The sequence below is a fragment of the Telluria mixta genome (genome assembly GCF_029223865.1).
Taxonomy (GTDB): domain Bacteria; phylum Pseudomonadota; class Gammaproteobacteria; order Burkholderiales; family Burkholderiaceae_D; genus Telluria; species Telluria mixta.
The window spans coordinates 903,437-926,455 of record NZ_CP119520.1 but is presented as its reverse complement, the minus strand read 5'-3'; the positions used below and the strand labels follow the sequence as shown (position 1 = coordinate 926,455).

Below are 23,019 nucleotides of genomic sequence, written 5' to 3'. Positions count from 1 at the left end.
CCTTGCGACCTATGCTGGGCCGTTGGCTGAACGGAGGTCGCGGAGGTTGCTATGGCGAAGCTGGTGAGTGAACTGATTGGTGCGTTGCGCGACAAGCCGTCGCGCTTTGCCTACGTGGTCGTGGCCCTCGTGCTGTCGGTCGTGTTGTTCACGCTGGCGGACTTCTTGCCGGCACCGTACGACTTCAGTCATTGATGTTCCCGGTGCCGATTGCCCTGCGCGTCCTGTGCGCAGCCATCTGCGTATCGGGTGCCGCCGCAGCACATGCTGTCTGCCTGGACGGCAAGCCATCCATCGAGCAGGAATTCCGCGCCAGCGCCATCGTCGCCCTCGGCGTTGCTGGCGCCGGGCGTGACGTGAGCGCAACTGACGATGCCGCTGGCATCGATCGTACGACCTACACCGTCAGGCTTACGCGCATCTTCAAAGGTGCGCCGGCCGCGCGCACGATCGAACTCGTCTCCCCGAACACCAGCGCCAGGTTTCCACTGGAGCCGGGCGTTGCGTACCTGTTGTTCGTCGAGGCTGGACAGGACGGCGCGTACGTCGACAATTGCGGCTGGTCGGGCGCCGTGCGCGACAAGGAGACGGGCGTCGTGCTGCAGCGCGTGGAAGCGATCGCGGTGCACGCACGGCGCACCGGATCGCGCTGAGGTCCCGGTCAGGCGGTGCCGGTAGCGACGGCCCGCTTCGGATCCGCCGTCCACTCGCTCCACGATCCCGGATACAGCGCCGCACCCGGCATCCCGGCCACTTCCAGCGCCAACAGGTTGTGGCAGGCGGTCACGCCGGAACCGCACTGCATGATGGCGTCGCGCGGATCGCCCACCGCCACCCCCAGCTCCGCCTTCAGTTGATCCGGCGCCTTGAAGCGGCCGTCCGCCTGCAGGTTGTCCTTGAAGAAGCGGTTCTTCGCGCCCGGGATATGGCCGCCGACCGGGTCGATCGTCTCGTTCTCGCCGCGGAAGCGGTCCGGTGCGCGCGCATCGACGATGGTCTTGCCGCCGTGTTCCACGTTATGCAGGATCGCATTCACGTCGACCGTCGTCACGAGGGCAGGGCGGGAAGCGATGCTGCCGCGGGCACGCGGGGCCGGCGCGTCGGCGGTGACGGCTTGTCCCGCCGCCTGCCAGGCGGGCAGGCCGCCATCCAGCACGGCGACGGCGCCATGGCCGACCCAGCGCAGCATCCACCACAGGCGCGCGGCGTACATGCCGCCGTGCGCATCGTACGCGACGACCTGCGTGTCGTCGTCCACGCCCCAGCCGCGCAGCAGCTCGATGAACGCGTCCTGCTCCGGCAGCGGATGGCGGCCGCGGAAGTTGCCGGCGGCGTCGCGCTTGGCGCCCGAGAGTTCCGTCTCCATGTCGGCAAAGACGGCGCCCGGGATGTGGCCGGCCGCGTAGGCTTCGCGGCCGGCGGCGAGGTTCATGAGGTCGTGGCGGCAGTCGACGACGACCCATTTGGGGTCGTTCACGTGTGCAGCCAGTGCGGCGGGTTCGATCAGGGTCGTGTAGGTGGACATGGGCTCCTCTTATTCGCTGGCGATGGGGTCGGTTTCCTTGACGACGGCGCCGCGCGCCGTGCGCGTCGTATTGTAGAACGTCGCGGCGATTCCCGAGACGAGGATCACGCCCATGCCCAGCCAGACATGCCAGTCGAACACGTCGCCCCACAGCACCATGCCCCACAGGCTGGAAAAGACGATGCCCGTGTACTGCAGGTTGGCGACGACGAGCACCTTGCCGATGCGGTAGGCGCGCGTCATCGCGATCTGGGCGAACAGGCCGCTGGCGGCGATCGCCAGCAGCAGGCCCATGCCGTGCCAGGATTGCGGGCGGAACGTATTCACGCCGTTGCCGAGCAGCGAGCCGACGAGGCCCGCCAGGCCCATCGTGACGGAAAAATAGAACACGACGCGGTATTCCGGCTCGCCCATCTGGCCCAGGCGGCGCACCTGCATATAGGCCATCGCGGCGATGACGGACGAACCGATGGCGACGAGGCCGCCGACCCATTCATGGGTCTCGACGGCCGGCCGCAGCACGAGCGTCACGCCGACGAAGCTCATGGCAATGGCGAGGGCCAGCGGCCATTCGGGCAAGCCCCGGCCGCGCCACCAGCCGATGAAGAACATGTACGTGGCGAGCCAGATCGGCGCCATGTAGTTGAGGGTGACGGCGGTGGCCAGCGGCAGCTTCGCGATCGCGTAGAACCACATCCACAGCGAGACGACGCCGACGACGCTGCGCCACAGGTGTTCTTTCGGGAAGGGTGTCTTGAACGAGCCGCCCTGCAGGCGGATCATCGGGAACAGCAGCAGGGCGCCGATGAAACCCCGGTACATCACGATTTCCGAGGTCGAGTAAAGCGAGGAAGCCAGCTTCACTGTCGCGCCCATGGCGGCGAACAGGAAGCTGGCGAACAACATCCAGAGTGGTGCCATCAGCAACTAACCATCACATCCCCGGAGGAATATTGTCGATCTTGCTGCGATACCACTCGTGGAAGTGCTGCATGCCGTCTTCCATCGGCGACTGGTACGGCCCCGCCTCGGTCACGCCGCGCTCCATCAGCGCCTTGCGGCCGGCATCCATGCGCAGGGCGATCTCGTCGTCCTCGACGCACGTCTCCATGTAGGCGGCACGTTCCGCGTCGACGAATTCGCGCTCGAACAGGACGAATTCTTCCGGATAGTAGAACTCGACGACGTTGCGCGTCTTCTGCGGACCCAGCGGCCACAGGGTCGACACGACCAGCACGTTCGGATACCACTCGACCATGATGTTCGGATACAGGGTCAGCCAGATCGCGCCGTATTTCGGTGCCTGGCCGTTGTTGAACTTCAGTACCTGCTCCTGCCATTTTTTATAGGCCGGCGAACCCGACTTCTGCAGGCCGCGATGCACGCCCACGGTCTGGACGCTGTAGTCCGGACCGAATTCCCAGCGCAGGTCGTCGCAGCTGACGAAGTTGCCCAGGCCCGGGTGGAACGGCTCGACGTGGTAATCCTCCAGGTAGACCTCGATGAAGGTCTTCCAGTTATAGTCGCACTCGTGCACCTCGACGTGGTCGAACATGTAGCCCGAGAAATCCAGGTCCTTCGTCACGGACATGTGCTTCAGCTTGTCCATCACGTTGTAGCCGTTCTGTTCGAACAGCAGGCCGTTCCAGTTCTGCAGTGGCGTCCTGGACAGGTTCAGGCACGGCGTGTCCGCGAAATGCGGTGCGCCGATCAGTTCGCCCTTGAGGTCGTAGGTCCAGCGGTGCAACGGGCAGACGATGTTCTTGGCGTTGCCGCGGCCGTTGAACATCAGCGCCTGGCGGTGGCGGCAGACGTTCGACATCAGCTCGATGCCCTGCGCGTTGCGCACCAGCATGCGACCCTCGTTCTCCGATTTCAGGGTCGCGAAATCGCCCTTTTCGGGCACCATCAACTCGTGCCCGACGTAGCGGGGCCCCTTGAGAAACAATTGCTGCAATTCACGCTGCAACAGCGCGTCGTCGAAGTAGACAGTTACCGGAAGCTGGGCGAGCGAACGCGCCAGCTTGGCGTGGGTAGCCAGATCGGACATCCCAACCCCCCTTTACAGATTTCAGCCAAAGAAGAGAAAGAATCCGAGAACCAGTATTTTTAGGGGAGCATCGAGATTTCCAGGCGAGCCGCAACGTGGTCGAGCGGGCGCGCCCGAGGCGTCGCATCCCGACCAACACTGCTGCCGCTTATTCGGAGTTCTCGCTCCTTTAAAGAGCGGAATACGGTATTTCGGAGACAGAACCGGAGATTATAGCCTGTAAAAGGCCCCCCAGTCCCGGGCCCGCGCGGGATTGTGGTACGTGGGTGTTCAAAAATTGCCTAAACGGCATCGTTTTCATGAATCCCGAGGCGCTTTGCGATAAAATGTATCCTTGCTTGCAAGTTGGCGGCGACAGGCGCACCGTTCATGTCGATACAGGATTGTTTAGAATAAGCGATTAGACTGGCACGCCGCGCACGGGTTGCGCGTGGTGTCGCCCGGCCCCGAATCGATCAAACTCATTATGCCAAATAAAACAAACGCGGAGAGCGCCGCACCACCGGCCACCGCGCAGCCGCCGGAGTCCTTCGAGCAGGCGATGGCCGAACTGGCCCAACTCGTGACGCAAATGGAAAGTGGGCAATTGCCCCTGGAAGCTTCGGTGGCCGCGTATGCACGCGGTTCCGAGCTCGTGCGCTATTGCGCGGCCCAGCTGGAAAAAGTCGAGTCCCAGGTGAAGGTCCTGGAAGGCGAGATGCTCAAACCGTTCAGCGCCGACGGCGAGGACGACGTATGAGCGCACCGCAGGATTTCCAGGCCTGGATGAAGGCCGTGCAGGCCGATGCCGAAACGGCCCTCGACCGCTTCCTGCCGCCCGCAAGCCAGGTGCCGACGAAGCTGCACGAAGCGATGCGCTACACGGCGCTGGGCGGCGGCAAGCGCGTGCGCCCGCTGCTCGTGCATGCGAGCGGTGCCCTGTTCGGCGCGGATGCCGATGCGCTGGCGCGTGCCGCCAGCGCCGTCGAGATGATCCACGTGTATTCCCTCGTGCACGACGACATGCCGTGCATGGACGACGACGCCCTGCGCCGCGGCAAGCCGACGGTGCACGTCGCGTACGACGAAGCGACGGCACTGCTCGTCGGCGACGCGCTGCAGGCGCAAGCCTTCGAGGTGCTGGCCGGCACGACGACCGTACCGGCCGCGCGCACCGTGACCATGCTGCGCCTGCTGGCCGAAGCGGCCGGCAGCAAAGGCATGTGCGGCGGCCAGGCGATCGACCTGGACAGCGTCGGCATCAGCCTCACGCTCGAGCAGCTGGAGCGCATGCACCAGCTCAAGACGGGCGCCATGCTGCGCGTGTCCGTGCTGCTGGGTGCGCTGGCCGGCCGCGATCTCGCGTCGCACGAGCAGGAAGCGCTGGCCGCGTACTCGCGCGCCATCGGCCTCGCGTTCCAGGTCGTGGACGACATCCTCGATGCGACCGCCGACTCGGCCACGCTGGGCAAGACGGCCGGCAAGGACGCGGCGGACAACAAGCCGACCTATGTGTCGATTCTTGGGCTGGAGCCGTCGAAGGCGCTGGCCGAACAATTGCGGCAGCAGGCGCACGACGCGCTCGCGCCGTTCGGAGAACAAGCACTGCGGCTGCGCGAGATCGCGGACCTGATCGTGCAGCGGAAGGCATAAATGAAACTGCTAGATACCATCAACGACCCGGCCGACCTGCGCAAGCTGCCACGTACCCAGCTCACGCCGCTGGCCCATGAACTGCGCCAGTACCTGCTCGATTCCGTGTCGAAGACGGGCGGCCATCTGTCGTCCAACCTCGGCACCGTCGAGCTGACGATCGCGCTGCACTACGTGTTCAACACGCCGGAAGACCGCATCGTGTGGGACGTCGGCCACCAGACCTATTCGCACAAGATCCTCACGGGCCGGCGCGAGCGCATGCCCACCTTGCGCCAGCTGAACGGCCTGTCCGGCTTCCCCAAGCGCGACGAAAGCGTGTACGACACGTTCGGCACCGCGCACTCGTCGACGTCGATCTCGGCGGCCCTCGGCATGGCAACGGCCGCGAAGATCAAGGGCGAAAAACGCAAGGCGATCGCCGTCATCGGCGACGGCTCCATGACCGCCGGCATGGCGTTCGAAGCGCTGAACAATGCGGGCGTCGAGGACGACGTCGACCTGCTCGTCGTCCTGAACGACAACGACATGTCGATCTCGCCGCCGGTCGGCGCGTTGAACCGTTACCTGGCGCGCCTGATGTCGGGCCAGTTCTACGCGGCCGCGAAAAACGTCGGCAAGACGATGCTGCCGGCGCCGATGCTGGAACTGGCGAAGAAGCTGGAAGAGCATGCGAAAGGCATGGTCGTCCCGGCCACGATGTTCGAGGAATTCGGTTTCAATTACATCGGCCCGATCGACGGCCACGACCTGGATTCCCTGATCCCGACGCTGGAAAACATCAAGAAGCTCAAGGGCCCGCAGTTCCTGCACGTCGTGACGAAGAAGGGACAGGGCTACAAGCTGGCCGAGGCCGAGCCGATCCTGTACCACGGCACCGGCAAGTTCAATCCGAGCGAGGGCATCAAGCCCGCGAAGGCGACGAAGATCACGTACACCGAGGTGTTCGGCAACTGGCTGTGCGACATGGCGCATGTCGACAAGCGCCTGGTCGGCATCACGCCGGCGATGCGCGAAGGCTCGGGCATGGTGCGCTTCAACCAGGAATACCCGGACCGCTACTTCGACGTCGGCATCGCCGAGCAGCATTCCGTGACGTTCGCCGGTGGCCTGGCGACGGAAGGCATGAAGCCCGTCGTCGCGATCTACTCGACGTTCCTGCAGCGTGCCTACGACCAGCTGATCCACGACGTGGCGCTGCAGAACCTGGACGTGACGTTCGCGCTGGACCGCGCGGGCCTCGTCGGCGCGGACGGCGCCACGCACGCGGGCAACTACGACATCGCCTACCTGCGCTGCATCCCGAACATGGTCGTGATGGCGCCGTCGGACGAAAACGAGTGCCGCAAGATGCTGACGACGGCCTACCGCTTCGAAGGCCCGGCCGCCGTGCGCTACCCGCGCGGCGCGGGCGTGGGCGCGGCCATCGAGCCGGCGCTGGACGTCCTCGAGATCGGCAAGGGCATCGTCAGGCGCGAAGGCAAGGGCGTCGCGATCATGGCGTTCGGCTCGATGGTGGCGCCGAGCCTCGGTGCCGCCGACAGCCTGAACGCGACCGTCGCGGACATGCGCTTCGTGAAGCCGCTGGACGTCGAACTGGTCAGGCAACTGGCGCAGAACCACGACTACCTGGTGGCGGTGGAAGAGGGCTGCACGATGGGCGGAGCCGGTTCCGCCGTGGCCGAGGCGCTGGCGGAAGCGGGCATCGTCAAGCCGCTGCTGATCCTGGGCCTGCCCGACCGTTTCATCGACCATGGCGACCCGGCACTGCTGCTCGCATCCGTCGGCCTGGATGCACACGGTATCGGCGCATCGATCCGCGAGCGCTTCGGCATCGGCGAGCCGCGCCTGGTGGTCAACAACACCTGACGTTGCGCTAGAGTCCACGAAAACGCCACCCCGGCCCGGCCGGCGGTGGCGTTTTTGCTTTGGACAATCGGCCGCCGCGTTTGTCGCCGCCGCCCTATAATGCCGCGTCATTGACTCCGAAAGCACGGTCCATGCTTTCTCCCGCCCTGTTCGACGCCGTTTTCAATCAATCCCCGATCGGGCATTCTCTGCTGTCGCCTGCACCCGATGCGACCATCCTCGCCGTCAACGACGCGTTCCTGAAGGCGTCGGGTCGCACGCGCGAAGAGCTGGTCGGCGTCAGCCTGTTCGACGCTTTCCCGCGCAACCCGGACGATCCCGCCGACACGGGCGAGACGGTCCTGCGCCGTTCGCTCGCCCGCGTCCTCGCGACCGGGCAGCCGGACCGGCTGCCGGCCCAGCGCTATCCGATTCCCGTCGTGCTGCCGAACGGCGAGACCGGCTTCGAGGAACGGTTCTGGAGCGCCGTCAGCACGCCGGTCTTCGACGCCGACGGCGGCATCCTGTGCATCGCGCACACGACCATCGACGTGACGGAACAGGTGCGTTCGGAAGCCGCACTCCGCGAGAGCGAGGCGCGCTACAGGGCGCTGACGAATGCCACGGCGGACGTCGTGTACCGCATGAGTGCCGACTGGAGCCAGCTGCGCCAGCTCGACGGCCGCGGCTATCTCAAGGACACGTCCGCCGCGAGCCGCTACTGGGTCGACGAGTATATCCCGCCGGAGGACCAGGACCGCATCCACGACGCGATCGACGCGGCGATCCGCGCCAAGTCCACGTTCGAGCTGGAACACCGCGTGCACCGCCTGGACGGCAGCGTGGGCTGGACGTATTCCCGGGCCGTGCCGATGCTCGACGCGCGCGGCGAGATCGAGGAGTGGATCGGCGCCGCCAGCGACATCACGGAGCGCAAGCTGGCCGAGGAAAAGCTGCGGGAGTCGGACCGCCGCAAGGACGAGTTCCTCGCAATGCTGGCGCACGAGCTCAGGAACCCGCTGGCGCCCATCGGCGCGGCCGCCGCACTGCTGCAGCGCGCGCGCCTGGACGAAGGCCTCGTGCGCAAGACGAGCGACATCATCGGCCGCCAGGTCGGTCACATGACGGAACTGATCGACGACCTGCTGGACGTGTCGCGCGTCACCCGCGGCCAGGTCGAGCTGGACGAAGCGGCGCTGGACATGCGCGCCATCGTGGCCGACGCGGTGGAACAGGTCATGCCGCTCGTCCGTACGCGGCGCCAGCAGCTGGACGTGGACGTCCCCGCGCAGTCCATGCCGGTGATGGGCGATGCGAAACGGCTCGTGCAGATCCTCGCCAACCTGCTCAACAACGCCGCCAAGTACACGCAGGAAGGCGGCCGGCTGCGGCTCGCGGCAAAGGTGCTGGGTAACGAGGTGGCCGTGGACGTCGTCGACAACGGCATCGGCATGGCGCCGGAGCTCGTGGCGCGCGCGTTCGACCTGTTCGCCCAGGCCGAGCGCACGTCCGACCGCGCCTCTGGCGGGCTGGGACTGGGCCTGGCGCTCGTGCGCAGCCTCGTCGAGCTCCACGGCGGCACCGTCGCATGCGAGAGTGCAGGCCCCGGCCGCGGCAGCCGTTTCACAGTGACCCTGCCGCTCCTCGCGGACGCCGCCGGGCCAGACGTGCCGCGCGACGGCGCGCACGTGGTGGCCCGGGAAAGCAGCCTGACGATCATGGTCGTGGACGACAACGTCGACGCGGCCGAGACGCTCGGCCTGCTGCTGGAAGCGTCCGGCCATCGCGTGAGCATCGAGCACGATCCGCAGCGCGCGCTGGAGCGAGCCCGCACGGAGGCGCCGCAGGTATGCCTGCTCGACATCGGCCTGCCGGGCATGGATGGCTACGAACTGGCACGGCGCCTGCGCGCGCAACCGGCGACACGGCACGCGTTCCTCGTCGCCATCACCGGCTACGGCCAGGACAGCGACCGCCGGCTCGCCGCGGAGGCGGGCTTCGACAAGCACCTCGTCAAGCCGATCGATCTCGAGTCGCTGCAGAACGCGCTCGCCAGCCGTCCTACTTGAACAGATCCTCGGCGCGGCGGTACAGGATCCACGACGTGGCCACGACCTTGTCGCCGCTGGTCGCGACATGGCCCTTGTGCGTGTGGGTAAAACCGGCCGGGGCGATGATCAGCCGGCCCTGGCGCGCCTCGATCTTGCGGCCCTGGTACAGGAATTCGGTCTCGCCGCCGTCCGCCACGTCGTTCAGGTAGAACTGGAACAGCAGCACGCGGTGCAGGGTTTCGCAGCTGGCGTTCTGCGGATAGATCTCGGAATGCCAGTGATGGTAGCCGCCGCTGCCGCGCAGGTATTTTTGCAGGTTGATCGCGCCGAGGCGGTACATGGCCTGCACGAGCGCATCGAGGTGCGGGCGGCCGCATTCGTCGAAGTTGTCCAGCGAGAGCGCCACCGGCTGCCCCGTGGCGGGATGCGCCACCGTGGGCGCGAGGGCACCCAGCAGCAGCGCGCGGTAGCGGTCCATGTACTCGACCAGGTGGCGCCGCACGGCCGTCGCCATCAGGTTGCACACGTCGTGCCATTCCTTGTGCTGGCTGATGGTGATGTCCCAGCTGTCCTTCTTCGCCACGTCCACGCCCATGCCCGTGCGGCCGCGCTGGTGCTTGTCGCTCGCCTCGAAGCGTTCGAGAATTTGCGCACACTCGGCGCGCGTGAGGGCGCCGTCGTAGATGCCGATGAAGTCGTCGCTCATGTGGTTTTCTCCGCCGGCACGTGCAGCGAGCGGGCCAGCACATGGCCGGCCAGCCAGCCCCCGACCAGGCCGCCGATGTGGGCCGCGTTGTCCGTGTGAGGATACAGGAAGCCGGCCGCCAGGTTGAACACCAAAAACGGCAGCAGCGAGCCGCGCAGGTCGTTCACGACGGTGGGCGGCATGCCGCTGTTCTCGCGCCGCATGAACGCGAACAGGCCGCCGACGATGCCGAAGATCGCGCCGGACGCCCCCACGCTGTTCACGGACGAACTCCATAGCATGCTCCACATCACGCTGGCGATACTGCCGCACAGGCCGGCGAACAGGTACAGCGCGATGAAGCGCAGGCTGCCGAACAGGCGCTCGACGAGCTGGCCCACCTGCCACAGCGCGATCATGTTGAACGCCAGGTGCAGCAGGCTCCCGTGCAGGAACAGCGACGTGAACAGCCGCCACGGTTGTCCGTGCAGGGTCAGGCGGCCCGTGTTCGAGCCCCACTCAACGAGCTGGACCGAGCGCAGCATCGCGTCGTAGGTCGAATTCCAGCCCCAGCCCAGCATCGATCCCATCGCGCCGCCGGGCACGTTGCGGCGCACCAGCCACATGAGGAAGTAGATGCCGATGTTCAGGGCCAGCAAGGTCCAGATCACGGGCGTGGACGGACTCCAGTAATCGATCCGGTCGTGGAAGGCGTTGCGTTCCGCGTGGGCGACGGCGAAGGCCTCGGTCTGGCGCGCGGGCAGCAGTGCGAGGAGCTGCTGTGCCGTCGCCGCGTCCGGCGCGGAAAAGCCGACGGACAGGTTTTCGCGCACGCCCAGCACGTGGAAGTACACGTCCTCGCCTTCGCTGTGCGCATTGACGATGTCGACCATGCGCAGCCGGTGTTCCGCGCGCGCCGGGAAGCGGAACGAGCGGTGGGTACTGCCGCGCACGAGGACGAAGTCGGGTTCGACGACGACCTGGCCCTTGCCCTGGAAGTGGAACGGATTGGCCGGCCAGTTGGCCCGGCCGGCGTGGAAGCGGACGTCGAAGGTTGCCGTCATCCGCACTCCGTCAGGTGCGCTTGCGTTCGTGCTGCCACAGCACGTCGCTGCCGCCTTCGTAACGGTTCAGCACGCGCGCCAGCACGAACATCAGGTCCGACAGGCGGTTCACGTACTGGCGCGGCTGCGCGTTGATCGTGTCGGTCTTCGACAGCGCGACGATGGCGCGCTCGGCGCGGCGGCATACGGTGCGGCACACGTGCGCGAGCGACGCGGCGCGCGAGCCGGCGGGCAGGATGAATTCCTTCAGCACCGGCAGGTCGGCATTGTATTTCTCGAGCAGGGCGTCCAGGCGCGCCACCTGCTCGTCCTTGATCATCTGGTAGCCGGGGATGCACAGCTCGCCGCCCAGGTCGAACAGGTCGTGCTGGATCGTGACGAGTTCCTCGCGCAGGTCATCCGGCACGTCTTCGCACAGCAGCAGGCCGACGAAGGAATTCAGCTCGTCGACGTCGCCCAGCGCCGCGATGCGCGCGCTGTCTTTACCGGTGCGGCTGCCGTCGCCGAGGCCGGTGCTGCCGTCGTCGCCCGTGCGGGTCGCGATCTTCGAAAGTCGATTGCCCATGCTTATATCCTGCCCACGAAAAAAGATAGCCGGAGCATACGCCAAATCCTCGGGATTGTGCTTACAATCGTTCCATGATTCCCTCGATTCCAGTCGACCCCGAGCGAAGGCAGCAGGTCGCCGCCGCGCTGCGTGCCGTGCTCCCCGCGCGCGCCGTCCTCGCCGATCCCGAGGACACCCGGCCATACGAATGCGACGGCCTGGCCGCCTACCGGCAACTGCCGATGGTCGTGACCCTGCCGGACGACGAGGCGCAGGTGCTCGCGATATTGAAAGTCTGCCGCGATCTGAACGTGCCCATCGTGCCGCGCGGCGCGGGCACGGGCCTGTCCGGCGGCGCGCAGCCGCTGGCGGACGGCGTCGTGATCTCGACGGCGCGGCTCAACCGCATCCTGCGCGTGGAACCGTATGCGCGCACGGCCGTCGTGCAGCCGGGCGTGCGCAACCTCGCCATCTCGGAAGCGGCCGCGCCGTTCAACCTGTATTACGCGCCCGACCCGTCGTCGCAGATCGCCTGCACCATCGGCGGCAACGTGGCCGAGAACTCGGGCGGCGTGCACTGCCTGAAGTACGGCCTCACTGTGCACAACGTCCTGCGCGTGCGCGTCTGTACGATCGAAGGCGACGTCATCGAGCTTGGCGGAGAATCCCTGGATGCGCCCGGCCTCGACCTGCTGGCCGTGTTCATCGGCTCGGAAGGCATGCTGGGCATCGTCACGGAAGTCACGGTGAAACTCGTGCCGAAACCGGCACAGGCGCAAGTGATCATGGCCTCGTTCGACGACGTGGCGACGGGCGGCAACGCGGTTGCCAGCGTGATCGCGGCCGGTATCATCCCGGCCGGGCTGGAGATGATGGACCGGACGTCCTCGCGCATGGTCGAGCCGTTCGTGAAGGCGGGCTACGACCTCGACGCGGCCGCCATCCTGCTGTGCGAGGCGGATGGCACGGCGCTCGAAGTGGCGGAAGAAATCGCGCGCATGACGGAGGTGCTGCGCGAGGCCGGTGCCAGCGCGATCACGGTGTCGCAGAGCGAGGCTGAGCGCCTGCGCTTCTGGTCCGGCCGCAAGAACGCCTTTCCGGCCGCCGGCCGCATCTCGCCCGACTACTACTGCATGGACGGGACGATCCCGCGCAAGCAGCTCGCGCACGTGCTGGCGCGGATCGAAGAGATGGAAACGACGTTCGGCCTGCGCTGCGCGAACGTGTTTCACGCGGGCGACGGCAACATGCACCCGCTGATCCTGTTCGATGCGAACCAGCCGGGAGAACTGGATCGCGCGGAAGCCTTCGGCGCCGCCATCCTCGCGCTGTGCGTGGAAGTGGGCGGCACCATCACGGGTGAGCACGGCGTGGGCGTGGAGAAGATCGATTCGATGTGCGTGCAGTTCGGCGCGCAGGAACTCGACGCATTCTTCACGGTGAAGCGCGCGTTCGATCCGGGCATGCTCCTCAATCCCAACAAGGCCATCCCGACGCTGAACCGCTGCGCGGAACTGGGCCGCATGCGCGTGTCCGGCGGCGTGCTGCCGTTTGCCAACCTGCCGCGCTTCTGACCATGCAGAACCTCATCGAACAGTTTCAGAAACAGGTGCGCGCCGGGCGCCCCTTGCGCATCCGCGGCGGCGGCACCAAGGACTGGTATGGCCAGCGGCTCGACGGCGACATCCTCGACACGCGCGACCATGCCGGCATCGTCGACTACGAGCCGACGGAACTCGTGATCACGGCGCGCTGCGGCACGCCGCTGGCCGGGATCGAGGCGGTGCTCGCGGAGCGGGGGCAGATGCTGGCGTTCGAGCCGCCGCATTTCGGCACCGGCGCGACGATCGGTGGCGTTATCGCCTCCGGCCTGTCCGGGCCACGTCGTGCCAACGCAGGCGCCGTGCGCGACTTCGTCCTCGGCTGCAAGCTCCTCGACGGCAAGGGCGACGTGCTGTCGTTCGGCGGCCAGGTGATGAAGAACGTGGCCGGCTACGACGTGTCGCGCCTGCTCGCGGGTTCGCTCGGCACGCTGGGGCTGCTGCTGGAAGTCTCCGTAAAAGTGCTGCCGCGCGCGCCGCGCGAGGCGACGCTCGTGTTCGGGGGCGTGAACGAGATCGATGCGATCCGCAACCTGAACGAGTGGGCGGGCCAGCCGCTGCCGATCTCCGCGAGCTGCTGGCACGACGGCATGCTGGCGCTGCGGCTGTCCGGTGCGAATGCGGCCGTCGACAATGCGATCCGCACCCTGGGCGGTGAAGTGATGCCGGATTGCGCACGCTTCTGGGCGAGCCTGCGCGAACAGCAGCACGCATTCTTTGAAGGCGACATGCCGCTGTGGCGCCTGTCCGTGCCGTCGACGGTCGGCGCCATCGTGCTGGGCAGCCCGCAACTGATCGAGTGGGGCGGGGCGCAGCGCTGGCTGCGCGCACCTGGCGATGCGGCGGAACGCATCCGTGCGACCGTGGCAGCGTGCGGCGGCCACGCGACGCTGTTCCGCGGCGGCGACAAGAGCGTCGGCGTGTTCCAGCCGCTGGCGCCGGCCATCGCGCGTATCCACGCACGTTTGAAGACCGGGTTCGATCCGGCAGGCGTCTTCAACCCGGGCCGGATGTTTTAAAAAAATCATGCAAACGAATCTCGCCGATTTCATCAAGGATACGCCCGAGGGCATCGAGGCCGACGCGATCCTGCGCGCCTGCGTGCACTGCGGCTTCTGCACCGCCACGTGTCCGACCTATCAGCTGCTGGGCGACGAGCTGGATGGCCCGCGCGGCCGCATCTACCTGATCAAGCAGGTACTGGAAGGGGAGACGCCCACGCGCAAGACGCAGCTGCACCTCGACCGCTGCCTCACGTGCCGCAACTGCGAGACCACGTGCCCGTCCGGCGTGAAGTACGGGCGCCTCGTCGACATCGGCCGCAAGGTGGTCGAAGCGCGCGTGCCGCGCCCGCTCGCGGACAGGGTAAAGCGCACGACCTTGAAGGAATTCCTGCCGCGTTCTCACCTGTTCAAGCCCGCGTTCAAGGCGGGGCGGATGGTGCGTCCGCTGCTGTCGCCCACGCTGCAGGACAAGCTGCAACCGGCGCGCGCGCCCGGCCACTGGCCCGTGCGCGACCACGCGCGCAAGATGCTCGTGCTGGCAGGCTGCGTGCAGCCGGCGATGGCGCCGAACGTCAATGCGGCGACCGCGCGCGTGCTCGACGCCCTCGGTATCCAGCTCATGGAGGCGCCGAAGGCCGGCTGCTGCGGTGCCGTGCGCTTCCACCTGAACGACCAGGACGGCGGCCTCGCCGACATGCGCCGCAACGTCGACGCGTGGTGGCCGTACGTGGAGCAGGGCGGTATCGAAGCCATCGTGATGACGGCATCCGGCTGCGGCGTGACGGTCAAGGACTACGGCCACCTGCTGGCGCACGACGCGGCGTATGCTTCGAGGGCGGCGCGCATCTCGGCGCTGACGAAGGACTTGTCGGAAGTGATGTGCGACTTCGAGGGCGAGATCGCCCGTCTGCTGTCCGGCCGCATCCACGAGCGCGTCGCGTTCCACCCGCCGTGCACCCTGCAGCACGGCCAGCAGATCCGCGGCAAGGTCGAGGGCGTGCTGCGCGCGGCCGGCGTCGACGTCGTGCTGTGCGCGGAAAGCCATCTGTGCTGCGGCTCGGCCGGCACGTATGCCGTGCTGCATCCCGAGCTCGCGCACGCACTGCGCGACCGCAAGCTCGCCAACCTGGAGGCGACGGGGGCGCAGGAATACGTCTCGGCCAACGTGGGCTGCATCTCGCACCTGCAGTCGGGGACGGCGACGCCGGTGACGCACTGGATCGAGCTCGTCGACCGCGCGCTGACGAGCCGCTGATTCGTCCTATAATGGTCTTGCCGTCGCGTTCATCCAGAGTGCATGGCGCCCATCTTTACAGGACGTTTTCTGCATGGCCGAATCGCTTGTCTCCCGCCGCACTTCCCGCAAACCCGCGCACCGCGTCTCCACCGGGGTGCCTGGGCTGGACGACATCCTCGGCGGCGGCCTGACCGCGGAGCGGGTGTACCTGGTCGAAGGCACCCCCGGCACGGGCAAGACGACCCTCGGCATGCAATTCCTGCTCGACGGCGTTGCCAAGGGGGAAGCCGGGCTGTACATCACGCTGTCGGAAACCGCCGATGAGCTCGATGCCGTCGCGGAAAGCCATGGCTGGTCGCTCGACCAGCTGTCGATCTTCGAGCTGGCCAGCGACGAGGCGCTCGATCCGGAGGCACAGCAGTCGATCCTGCATCCGGCCGAGATCGAGCTGGGCGAGACGGCGCGGGGCGTGATGGAAGAGGTCGACCGGATCAATCCGGCGCGTGTCGTGTTCGATAGCCTGTCGGAAATGCGCCTGCTGGCCCAGAACCCGCTGCGCTACCGTCGCCAGATCCTTGCACTCAAACAATTTTTTGCGTCACGTGCGTGTACCGTGTTGATGCTTGACGACAAGACGAACCAGTCGGACCAGCACCTGCACAGCATCGCGCACGGCGTCATCAGCCTGGAACAGATCGCCAAGGAATTCGGCAAGGAGCGCCGCCGCGTCAATATCATGAAGATGCGAGGCATCAAGTTCCGGGGCGGCTATCACGACTATATCCTCGACACCGGCGGCATCCGGATCTTCCCCCGGCTCGTCGCGGCGGAACACACGGCGGCGTTCACGCCGGTGACGCGCTCCACGGGATCCGACGGACTCGACATGCTGCTCGGCGGCGGCCTCGTCGCCGGGACCAATACGCTGTTCGTCGGACCGTCGGGCGTCGGCAAGACGACCGTCGTGGTCCGCTGCATGCTGGCGGCGCTGGAGCGGGGCGAAAAAGCGTCGTACTACCTGTTCGACGAAGGCATGGGGACGTTCTTCACGCGTGCCGCCACCCTCGGGCTGGACCTCGCGCCGCACCTGGAGTCGGGCCTCCTGACGGTGCGCCACATCGACCCGGCCGAGCTGGCGCCGGGCCAGTTCGCCCAGATGTTGCGCGACGCCGTGGAAACCGACGGCGCCGTCTTCGTCGCCATCGACAGCCTCAACGCCTACCTGCAGGCGATGCCCGGCGAGCAGTTCCTGCTGCTGCAGATGCACGAACTGCTCGCTTACCTCAACCAGAAGGGCATCACGACGGCGCTGATCCTCGGCGAGCATGGCGTCGTCGGGGAGGCCGCGCGCGACGTCGATCTCAGCTACCTGAGCGATTCGACGATGCTGCTGCGTTACTTTGAGTCCGGCGGCAAGTTGCGCCGGGCGATCACGGTCTCCAAGAGCCGGACGGCGCACCATGCATTGACGATTCACGAGCTCCAGCTCGGTGCCGGCGGCGTGGAAGTGGGCAACCCGCTCGAGGGCTTCGAGGGTGTCCTGACGGGGTTGCCGACGTACCGCGGATCGACGCCCATGATGATCGAATCCGATGCCAATGGCTGACCATCGCGAACAGCGCGTCCTGGTCCTCGCCCCGCACGGGCGTGACGCCGACGTGATTGCCGGCGTCGTCGAGCGCGATGGCGCCGGGTGCGCTGTCGTCGCCGATGCCGACGCATTGATCGAGGCGATCGGGCAGGGCGCGGCGGCGGCCATCGTGGCGGAAGAGGCGCTGTCGGCGCGTACCCTGGCACGCATTTCGGAATGGCTGGCGCGCCAGGAACCGTGGTCGGACTTTCCGTTCGTCGTCCTGCTGGCCAAGCGCTACGGCGCCGCGCCGGCGCAACTGAAGGCGACCTTCGCCGCCCTCGGCAACGTTCTCCTGCTCGAACGGCCGTTGAGCGCGGACACGCTGGCCACGGCGGCAGGCTCCGCGCTGCGCGCACGCAAGCGCCAGTACGAGGCGCGCGAGGTGCTGGCGCAGCTCGCGTCGCTGAATGCGAACCTGGAGGCGCGCGTCGGGGAGCGCACGCGGGCGCTGGCGCAGGCCAACGACCGGCTCACGGCCGAAGTGATGGAGCGCGAGCGCGCGCAGCAGGCGATGGCGCAGGCGCAGAAGCTCGAATTCCTGGGGCGATTCACGGGCGGTGTGGCGCACGATTTCAACAACCTGTTGAACGTCATCCAGGGGAACATGGAGCTTATCGCCATGTTCTCGCGCGAAGAATCGACGCTGGCGCGCGCGAAGACGGCGCAGGCGGCGTGCCGGCGCGGCGCCAAGCTCACGGGCCAGCTGCTGACGTTCGCGCGCGACCAGTCGCTGGACCTGCGCCCGCTGCCGGTGCGCACCCTGTTCGAGAGCGTCGAGGAGCTCGCGCGGCCGGTGCTGGGGGCGGGCGTCGAGCTCGTGATGTCCGTGGACGACGACGTGGACAGCGTGCTGGCCGACGCGAGCCAGATGGAAATGGCCCTGCTCAACCTGATGATCAACGCGCGCGACGCGATGAGCGGGCGGGGGCGCATCTGGCTGCAAGCCTCGTGCGCGCGACCGCCCGCCGGGACGCTGGCGGCGGGCGACTATGTCCGCGTCGCGGTGTCCGACAACGGTCCCGGCATGTCGCCCGAAGTGGCCGCGAAAGTGTTCGAGCCGTTTTTTACCACCAAGGGCGTGGGCAAGGGCACGGGCCTGGGCCTCAGCCAGGTGTACGGCATGGCCCAGCAATCTGGCGGCGACGCGTTCGTGCACAGCGTCCCGGGCGAGGGCGCGACGATCGAGATCTGGATGCCCGCCGCGCATGACGCCACGGTGTCGGAACGGCCCGCCGCGGTGGACCGCCGCAAGCTGGCCGGCCTGCGCGTCCTGGTCGTCGAGGACGACGAATCCGTGCGCGCGGGGATCGTCGATGCCCTGTTGGCCCTCGGCTGCCACGTGTCGCAGGCGGGCGACGGCGGTGAGGGATTGGCGGCGCTGGCGGGAAACCGGCCTGGCCTGCTGTTGACGGACTACCTGATGCCGGACATGACGGGTGTCGACCTGGCGGTGCGCGCCCGCGCGATGTTCCCCAGCCTGCCCGTGCTGGTCGCGACGGGTTACGCGGACATGGGCGCGATCGAACACGCGATCGGCAGCGACGCCGTGCTGCGCAAACCGTTCCAGCTCGCCGAACTGGGCGCCGCTGTCGCCCGCGTGGCGAACCTGGGCTGACAAACGGTGGTATAGTCCAGCGACCACGCAGTTAATCTCCGATGCCTCCTCGGTCGGCGCAAGACTTCCATAGCCCGACCCCGACCAGGAGCGACCGATGATTCCCCAACCCCATGCCGTCCAGCTCGGCCAGCTGGTGCGCGACAACCATTCGGCGTTGTGCGCCGCCTGGCTGGAGCGCGCCGGTACGCCGTCGATCCCGGCGCACTGCGCACGCTTCCTGCAGGCGTTCGCCGTGGCCGTCGATGACCCGCAGGCCGGCGGCATCGAAGACCGCGCCTGGCGCGGCATGCGCGACACGCTCGACGACATCACCAGGGCGCGTGCCGGCGGCGGCTCGACGGCGGCTGCGACCGTGGCTTTCGTGTTCGCGGTCAAGCAGCCGCTGGCGGATCTGCTGCAGGCCCACCTTGCGGCCGAACCCGTCGCGCTGGCCGCAACCCTGCGGACCGTCGACGCCTGGGTGGACCAGCTGGGCATGGTCGCACTCGACGGCTTCCAGCGCAGCCGCGAGCAGATCATCGCGCGCCAGCAGCGGGAATTGCTGGAGCTGTCGACGCCGGTCATCAGCCTGTGGGAGGGCGTGCTGGCCCTGCCCCTGATCGGCACGCTCGACAGCGCCCGCGCGCAAGTGGTAATGGAAAGCCTGCTCGACCGGATCGCCGCGACCCATGTCCATACCGCCATCATCGACATCACGGGTGTTCCCACGGTGGACACGATGGTCGCGCAACACCTGATGAAGACCATCGCGGCGGCCCGCCTGATGGGGGCCGATTGCATCCTCAGCGGCATCCGGCCGCAGATCGCCCAGACCATCGTGCATCTCGGCGTGGACCTCGCCGGCGTCGTCACGAAAGCGACGCTGGCCGATGCGTTTCTCCACGCGACCAGGGCGGCGGCCGACTGAAAAACGCGGGCCGTGGTAGCATCGGCGCCCTGTTTCAGTGATCGATGGAGGACCCGGTGAGTTTCGTGTTTCGGCTGATATCCCAGGACGAGGATGCGGCGCCGTCCGTCGCCTTCCAGGACAGCATCAGCCCCGGCTACGTGCCCCTGTGGGAAGAGGTCGGCGTGTACGACGCCCTGTACAACAGCGACGGCCGCGAGGCCCGCGACATCTCGCGCGCGATCGCCTACGGCGTCGACCGCATCGCGGACGACGAATCGCTGGGCCGCATGCTTCCGTCCTCATGCCGGATCGAGGAAGCGCTGCGCTTCCTGGAAAACGTGCACCGCGGTTGCACCATCCACGCGTCGGCGCGTGTCGAGACGCGCTGATCGTATGTCCCGGACCACTGTGACCCTGAGCGGCGAGCCGGTCGACCGCGCCCGCATCGACACCCTGCTGGCGGCCGACACGCTGCTCGTCTTCGAAGACTGCGACCTCACCGGCGCGGACCTGTCGCGCCTGAACCTGCAGGATTGCGCGTTCATCCGCTGCGCCGTGGCCGAGACGTCGTTCTATGCCGCCAACCTGGCGCGTACGCGCTGGCAGCGCTGCCGTGGCGGCCATGCGGATTTCGAATCGGCCGACCTGGTCGATTCGAAGTTCGACGCCTGCGATTTGAACAATGCCGGATGGCGCCGCGCCAAGCTGGCATCGGTGGCGTTCCGCGGCTGCAAGCTGACGGGCGCGCGCTTCGAGGAAGTGAGCCAGCTGGGGTTGTCGTTCGAAGACTGCCTGCTCGTCGGCGCCGATGTGCGCCGCATGTCGTTCCGCAAGGCTGTGCTGCGCGGGCTGGATTTCGCCGATGCGGATCTGTCGGGCTGCGACTTCCGCGAGGCCGTGTTCGAAGAGGGCTGCAGCCTGCGCGAAGCCCACATCAAGGACACGCGCTTCGACGCGGCCGATTTGCGCGAGGCGGACCTCGGCGGCCTGAAGCTGTCGAATGCGAAGCAGTTTGCCGGGGCGACGATCTCCACGCGGCAGGCGGCGGAGCTGGTGCGGGGGCTGGGGCTGAACGTGGCCTAGAATAGCCGGACGAAGCGGACCAGCATGTCCGCGATCAGGCCAATACCCAGCAGTATCATCACGCCAAGCAGGATCGTGCCGTCGAGGCCAGGATGATCGGCGCGGAACTGCCGCAGGCGATTGACGAGATTGTCCTCCATGTCGCCATCGGGTTTGCGCAACGTGTATTTGCCGGGCCAGATCGCTTCGAACAGGAGCGGCGCCAGCAGGATCGTGATGATGAATGCACCGGCAGCGGCTTTGCTGTTGCCTTCGATCGCCAAAGTGAGGGCGAGGACAGCGAACACGCTGACCGTCACCAGCACCAATAATGTTAGCCAAAGACGCATTCGATTCAGGGAAAAGGCCGACCGTCCAGCGTACGGATCCAGTCCAGCCTGACGGTCGGGCCGCCACGCAGGCGCAAATATTCGACGCCGGTATCGGCATAGACATCCTCGATCACGCCCGCCAAGTTGTCGAGCGTGCCGTCGGGACGTGCCATGTCCAGCGTGCACGGGCGGCGCAAGGTGGCCAGCGCCAGAAGTTCGTCATGGCGCTCGCAGTTGATCGGGATGTAGGGCTGGTCCATGCTTTATTCTAGCGCGTCGCCAGTCCGGCGATGACCTTTTCCAGCGGCGTGGTCCCCGCCCATGCGACGGCGGCCGGATCGCTCCCGATGTCGATATGCGGGCCGTTGAGGCCCCGCGTCATCTCGATGAAGCCGGCCAGTGCGGCTGTCGAGAAGCCCGCATCGGCCAGCGCGTCGGGCCACTGCGCTTCCGGCAGGACGGCCACGTCGACCGGCTTCCCGAGCGTGGCCGCAACGCTGGCGGCGACATCGTTCGGCGCATAGTCCGCGGGGCCCGCGAGCGTGACGATGCGGTGACCCGTCCATGCTTCCTGCAGCAAGGCGGCTGCGGCGCGGCCGACGTCCGCGGTGGCCACCATCGGCATGGCGCGCTGGGGCGGCGCGAGGAACGTCGGCAGGGTGCCGCTGCGTACGGCGTGTCCGACCATGGGCGTCCAGTTCTCCATGAAATAGGCCGCGCGCAGGAAGGCGGCAGGCACGCCGGATTCTCCCAGGCGCTGCTCGAACATGCGGTTCATGCCGATCCAGCCGGTGCCGGTCTCGCGGTCGGCGCCCACCGACGACAGGGCCACGAGCCTTGGCACGCGCGCCGCGGCAGCCGCCTGCGCCGTGGTGGCGGCAATCAGGTCGGCGTGCTCGAACAGGTCCTCGCGGCCGTACTGTTGAGGACTGACGACCCAGGCGCCCCGGACGCCACTGAGCGCCGTGGTCATCGAGACCGGATCCGTCAGGTCGGCGACCGCAATCGCCGCACCGCGTTCGGCCCACTGGCAGCCTTGCGCCGGGTTGCGCACGACGACGCGGACAGACTGGCCGGCACGCAACAGTGCATCGGCCGCGGCGGCGCCGGTGCGGCCGGTGACGCCGAACACGGCGTAGGGAAGGGAAGTAGTCATGGAAATTCTCCTGTTAAGTAGAACTGGAAGCGTGCATGATTGCGGAACATGCATCAATGACATGAAAGTCATAACGACAATGCGCCAAGTGGATTTGTCCGGAGTCGACCTCAACCTGCTGAAACTGTTCGAAGCACTCGTCCGGGAGCGCAGCGTCACCCAGGCGGGTCTCCGGTTGGGCTTGAGCCAGCCGGCCGCCAGCCGCGCACTGGGACGACTGCGCACGATGCTGGGCGATCGCCTCGTTGTCCGCGGCAAGTCCGGGCTCGAATTGACGCCACGCGGCGAGGCCCTGGCAGGCCGTGTCACCCGGTTGCTGGACGACGCCCGCGGTATCGTCGCGCCTGCCGTCTTCGATCCCGCCGCCGCAACGGGGAAGATCACGATCGCCGCGCACGATCACCTGAGCCTCGTGGTCCTTGGCGACCTGGTCGCCCGCTTCGAACGACAGGCGCCCGCACTCGGTCTCCACATCGCACAACCTGCCGGGGACAACGTGCGGCTCGTCGAGCAGGGCGGCGCGGATCTGGCGCTGGGCATCTTCGGGGACCTGCCAGGCAGCCTGCATCGGCGCGGACTCCATACCGACCGTTACGTGTGCGTCGTGCGGTCCGGTCATCCCGGCGTGGCCGGTGGGCTCAGCCTGGAACGGTACGTGGCCCTGCGCCACGTTACAGTCACCATTTCCGGCCTGGGCGAGAGCGCGGTCGACGTCGCACTCTCGGCACGGGGGCTCACGCGCCACGTCGCGCTGCGTGTCCCCCATTTCATCGCGGGTGCGATGCTGGTGGCGGACAGCGACATGATCCTCACGCTGCCGGGCCGCCTGGCGCGCCGGCTGGCGGACAAGCTCCCGCTCACGGTCGTGGCGCTGCCGCTCGTGGTTGCGCCCCTGGCGCCGGCCATGATCTGGCATGAACGCGTCCATGGCGACCCCGCCCATATTTGGGTCAGGCAACAACTCGTCGACATCGTGGCCTCGTAGGTCCAAATTTTCTTCAAAAACCTGAATCCACCCGCTTCCCGCCTGCGTACAAAGAGGGCATTCGTGCTCAATCGTCAACCTTGACCAAGCAAGAGAGGGG

The 23,019-nt window shown here is 67.2% G+C and carries 24 protein-coding genes; 15 read left to right on the top strand and 9 right to left on the bottom strand.

Annotated features, from left to right (window positions below):
- The first annotated feature begins 63 nt into the window (after positions 1–63).
- Together P0M04_RS04130 and P0M04_RS04125 are read left to right on the top strand one after the other, a co-directional pair.
- A complete protein-coding gene (locus P0M04_RS04130; protein WP_259448621.1) occupies positions 64–195 on the top strand; it encodes a hypothetical protein in 132 nt (43 codons plus the stop codon).
- Entirely contained in the window at positions 195–653 is a 459-nt protein-coding gene (locus P0M04_RS04125; RefSeq protein ID WP_259448622.1) for a hypothetical protein, read from the top strand. Before P0M04_RS04130 ends, P0M04_RS04125 begins: the two co-directional genes overlap by 1 nt.
- Before the next feature lie 8 nt (positions 654–661).
- Here P0M04_RS04125 and P0M04_RS04120 read toward each other — a convergent pair whose 3' ends face one another.
- The 3 genes from P0M04_RS04120 to P0M04_RS04110 are packed head-to-tail and all read right to left on the bottom strand — an operon-like array spanning position 662 to position 3,575.
- Complete coding sequence (locus P0M04_RS04120; RefSeq protein WP_259448623.1) at positions 662–1,525, bottom strand: sulfurtransferase; 864 nt, start codon at positions 1,523–1,525, stop codon at positions 662–664.
- Between the two features lie 9 nt (positions 1,526–1,534).
- On the bottom strand, positions 1,535–2,446 hold the full coding sequence (locus P0M04_RS04115; RefSeq protein WP_259448624.1) for a DMT family transporter: 912 nt from the start codon (positions 2,444–2,446) through the stop codon (positions 1,535–1,537).
- Positions 2,447–2,459: 13 nt separating this feature from the next.
- On the bottom strand, positions 2,460–3,575 hold the full coding sequence (locus tag P0M04_RS04110; protein ID WP_259448625.1) for an aromatic ring-hydroxylating oxygenase subunit alpha: 1,116 nt from the start codon (positions 3,573–3,575) through the stop codon (positions 2,460–2,462).
- Positions 3,576–4,041: 466 nt separating this feature from the next.
- Here P0M04_RS04110 and P0M04_RS04105 point away from each other — a divergent pair, with 466 nt between their 5' ends.
- From P0M04_RS04105 to P0M04_RS04090, 4 genes are all read left to right on the top strand, one after another.
- Positions 4,042–4,314, top strand: a complete 273-nt coding sequence (locus P0M04_RS04105) for an exodeoxyribonuclease VII small subunit (protein ID WP_259448626.1) — start codon at positions 4,042–4,044, stop codon at positions 4,312–4,314.
- Positions 4,311–5,207: a polyprenyl synthetase family protein gene (locus tag P0M04_RS04100; RefSeq protein ID WP_259448627.1), complete on the top strand. Its 897-nt coding sequence runs from the start codon at positions 4,311–4,313 to the stop codon at positions 5,205–5,207. The genes P0M04_RS04105 and P0M04_RS04100 overlap by 4 nt, the downstream gene beginning before the upstream one ends.
- The gene (gene dxs, locus P0M04_RS04095; RefSeq protein WP_259448628.1) at positions 5,208–7,076 is read left to right on the top strand and encodes a 1-deoxy-D-xylulose-5-phosphate synthase; all 1,869 of its coding nucleotides are present in this window, start codon (positions 5,208–5,210) and stop codon (positions 7,074–7,076) included.
- Between the two features lie 131 nt (positions 7,077–7,207).
- Positions 7,208–9,124: a PAS domain-containing hybrid sensor histidine kinase/response regulator gene (locus tag P0M04_RS04090; protein WP_259448629.1), complete on the top strand. Its 1,917-nt coding sequence runs from the start codon at positions 7,208–7,210 to the stop codon at positions 9,122–9,124.
- Here P0M04_RS04090 and P0M04_RS04085 read toward each other — a convergent pair.
- Genes P0M04_RS04085 through P0M04_RS04075 form a run of 3 tightly spaced genes read right to left on the bottom strand, consistent with a single transcriptional unit; the run spans position 9,117 to position 11,420 of the window.
- Positions 9,117–9,812, bottom strand: a complete 696-nt coding sequence (locus P0M04_RS04085) for a 2OG-Fe(II) oxygenase (RefSeq protein WP_259448630.1) — start codon at positions 9,810–9,812, stop codon at positions 9,117–9,119. The genes P0M04_RS04090 and P0M04_RS04085 overlap by 8 nt on opposite strands.
- Positions 9,809–10,855: a rhomboid family intramembrane serine protease gene (locus P0M04_RS04080; RefSeq protein ID WP_259448631.1), complete on the bottom strand. Its 1,047-nt coding sequence runs from the start codon at positions 10,853–10,855 to the stop codon at positions 9,809–9,811. The genes P0M04_RS04085 and P0M04_RS04080 overlap by 4 nt, the downstream gene beginning before the upstream one ends.
- A gap of 10 nt (positions 10,856–10,865) precedes the next feature.
- On the bottom strand, positions 10,866–11,420 hold the full coding sequence (locus P0M04_RS04075; RefSeq protein ID WP_259448632.1) for a cob(I)yrinic acid a,c-diamide adenosyltransferase: 555 nt from the start codon (positions 11,418–11,420) through the stop codon (positions 10,866–10,868).
- A gap of 74 nt (positions 11,421–11,494) precedes the next feature.
- Here P0M04_RS04075 and P0M04_RS04070 point away from each other — a divergent pair, with 74 nt between their 5' ends.
- The 8 genes from P0M04_RS04070 (at position 11,495) to P0M04_RS04035 (ending at position 20,467) form a co-directional block, all read left to right on the top strand.
- Complete coding sequence (locus tag P0M04_RS04070) at positions 11,495–12,976, top strand: FAD-linked oxidase C-terminal domain-containing protein (RefSeq protein ID WP_259448633.1); 1,482 nt, start codon at positions 11,495–11,497, stop codon at positions 12,974–12,976.
- Positions 12,977–12,978: 2 nt separating this feature from the next.
- Complete coding sequence (gene glcE / locus P0M04_RS04065) at positions 12,979–14,022, top strand: glycolate oxidase subunit GlcE (RefSeq protein WP_259448634.1); 1,044 nt, start codon at positions 12,979–12,981, stop codon at positions 14,020–14,022.
- Between the two features lie 7 nt (positions 14,023–14,029).
- Positions 14,030–15,262 carry a glycolate oxidase subunit GlcF gene (gene glcF, locus P0M04_RS04060; RefSeq protein WP_259448635.1) on the top strand — a complete coding sequence of 411 codons (1,233 nt, stop codon included), beginning with the start codon at positions 14,030–14,032 and terminating at the stop codon, positions 15,260–15,262.
- Between the two features lie 73 nt (positions 15,263–15,335).
- On the top strand, positions 15,336–16,850 hold the full coding sequence (locus tag P0M04_RS04055; protein WP_259448636.1) for an ATPase domain-containing protein: 1,515 nt from the start codon (positions 15,336–15,338) through the stop codon (positions 16,848–16,850).
- A complete protein-coding gene (locus P0M04_RS04050; protein ID WP_259448637.1) occupies positions 16,843–18,492 on the top strand; it encodes an ATP-binding protein in 1,650 nt (549 codons plus the stop codon). The genes P0M04_RS04055 and P0M04_RS04050 overlap by 8 nt, the downstream gene beginning before the upstream one ends.
- Before the next feature lie 97 nt (positions 18,493–18,589).
- A complete protein-coding gene (locus P0M04_RS04045; RefSeq protein ID WP_259448638.1) occupies positions 18,590–19,402 on the top strand; it encodes an STAS domain-containing protein in 813 nt (270 codons plus the stop codon).
- Between the two features lie 56 nt (positions 19,403–19,458).
- Positions 19,459–19,773, top strand: a complete 315-nt coding sequence (locus P0M04_RS04040; protein ID WP_259448639.1) for a hypothetical protein — start codon at positions 19,459–19,461, stop codon at positions 19,771–19,773.
- A gap of 4 nt (positions 19,774–19,777) precedes the next feature.
- A complete protein-coding gene (locus tag P0M04_RS04035; protein WP_259448640.1) occupies positions 19,778–20,467 on the top strand; it encodes a pentapeptide repeat-containing protein in 690 nt (229 codons plus the stop codon).
- Here P0M04_RS04035 and P0M04_RS04030 read toward each other — a convergent pair.
- From P0M04_RS04030 to P0M04_RS04020, 3 genes are read right to left on the bottom strand one after another with little or no spacing between them, the layout of a single operon-like run.
- Positions 20,464–20,775 carry a hypothetical protein gene (locus P0M04_RS04030; protein ID WP_259448641.1) on the bottom strand — a complete coding sequence of 104 codons (312 nt, stop codon included), beginning with the start codon at positions 20,773–20,775 and terminating at the stop codon, positions 20,464–20,466. The two genes, P0M04_RS04035 and P0M04_RS04030, sit on opposite strands and share 4 nt — an antisense overlap.
- A 26-nt stretch (positions 20,776–20,801) precedes the next feature.
- Positions 20,802–21,038 carry a hypothetical protein gene (locus P0M04_RS04025; protein WP_259448642.1) on the bottom strand — a complete coding sequence of 79 codons (237 nt, stop codon included), beginning with the start codon at positions 21,036–21,038 and terminating at the stop codon, positions 20,802–20,804.
- Positions 21,039–21,046: 8 nt separating this feature from the next.
- Positions 21,047–21,934 (bottom strand): NmrA family NAD(P)-binding protein, encoded by an 888-nt coding sequence (locus tag P0M04_RS04020; protein WP_259448643.1) that lies wholly within the window; start codon positions 21,932–21,934, stop codon positions 21,047–21,049.
- On the opposite strand from P0M04_RS04020, the gene P0M04_RS04015 reads away from it, so the two are divergent.
- The gene (locus P0M04_RS04015; protein ID WP_259448644.1) at positions 21,933–22,919 is read left to right on the top strand and encodes a LysR family transcriptional regulator; all 987 of its coding nucleotides are present in this window, start codon (positions 21,933–21,935) and stop codon (positions 22,917–22,919) included. The two genes, P0M04_RS04020 and P0M04_RS04015, sit on opposite strands and share 2 nt — an antisense overlap.
- The last annotated feature ends 100 nt before the right edge of the window (positions 22,920–23,019 follow it).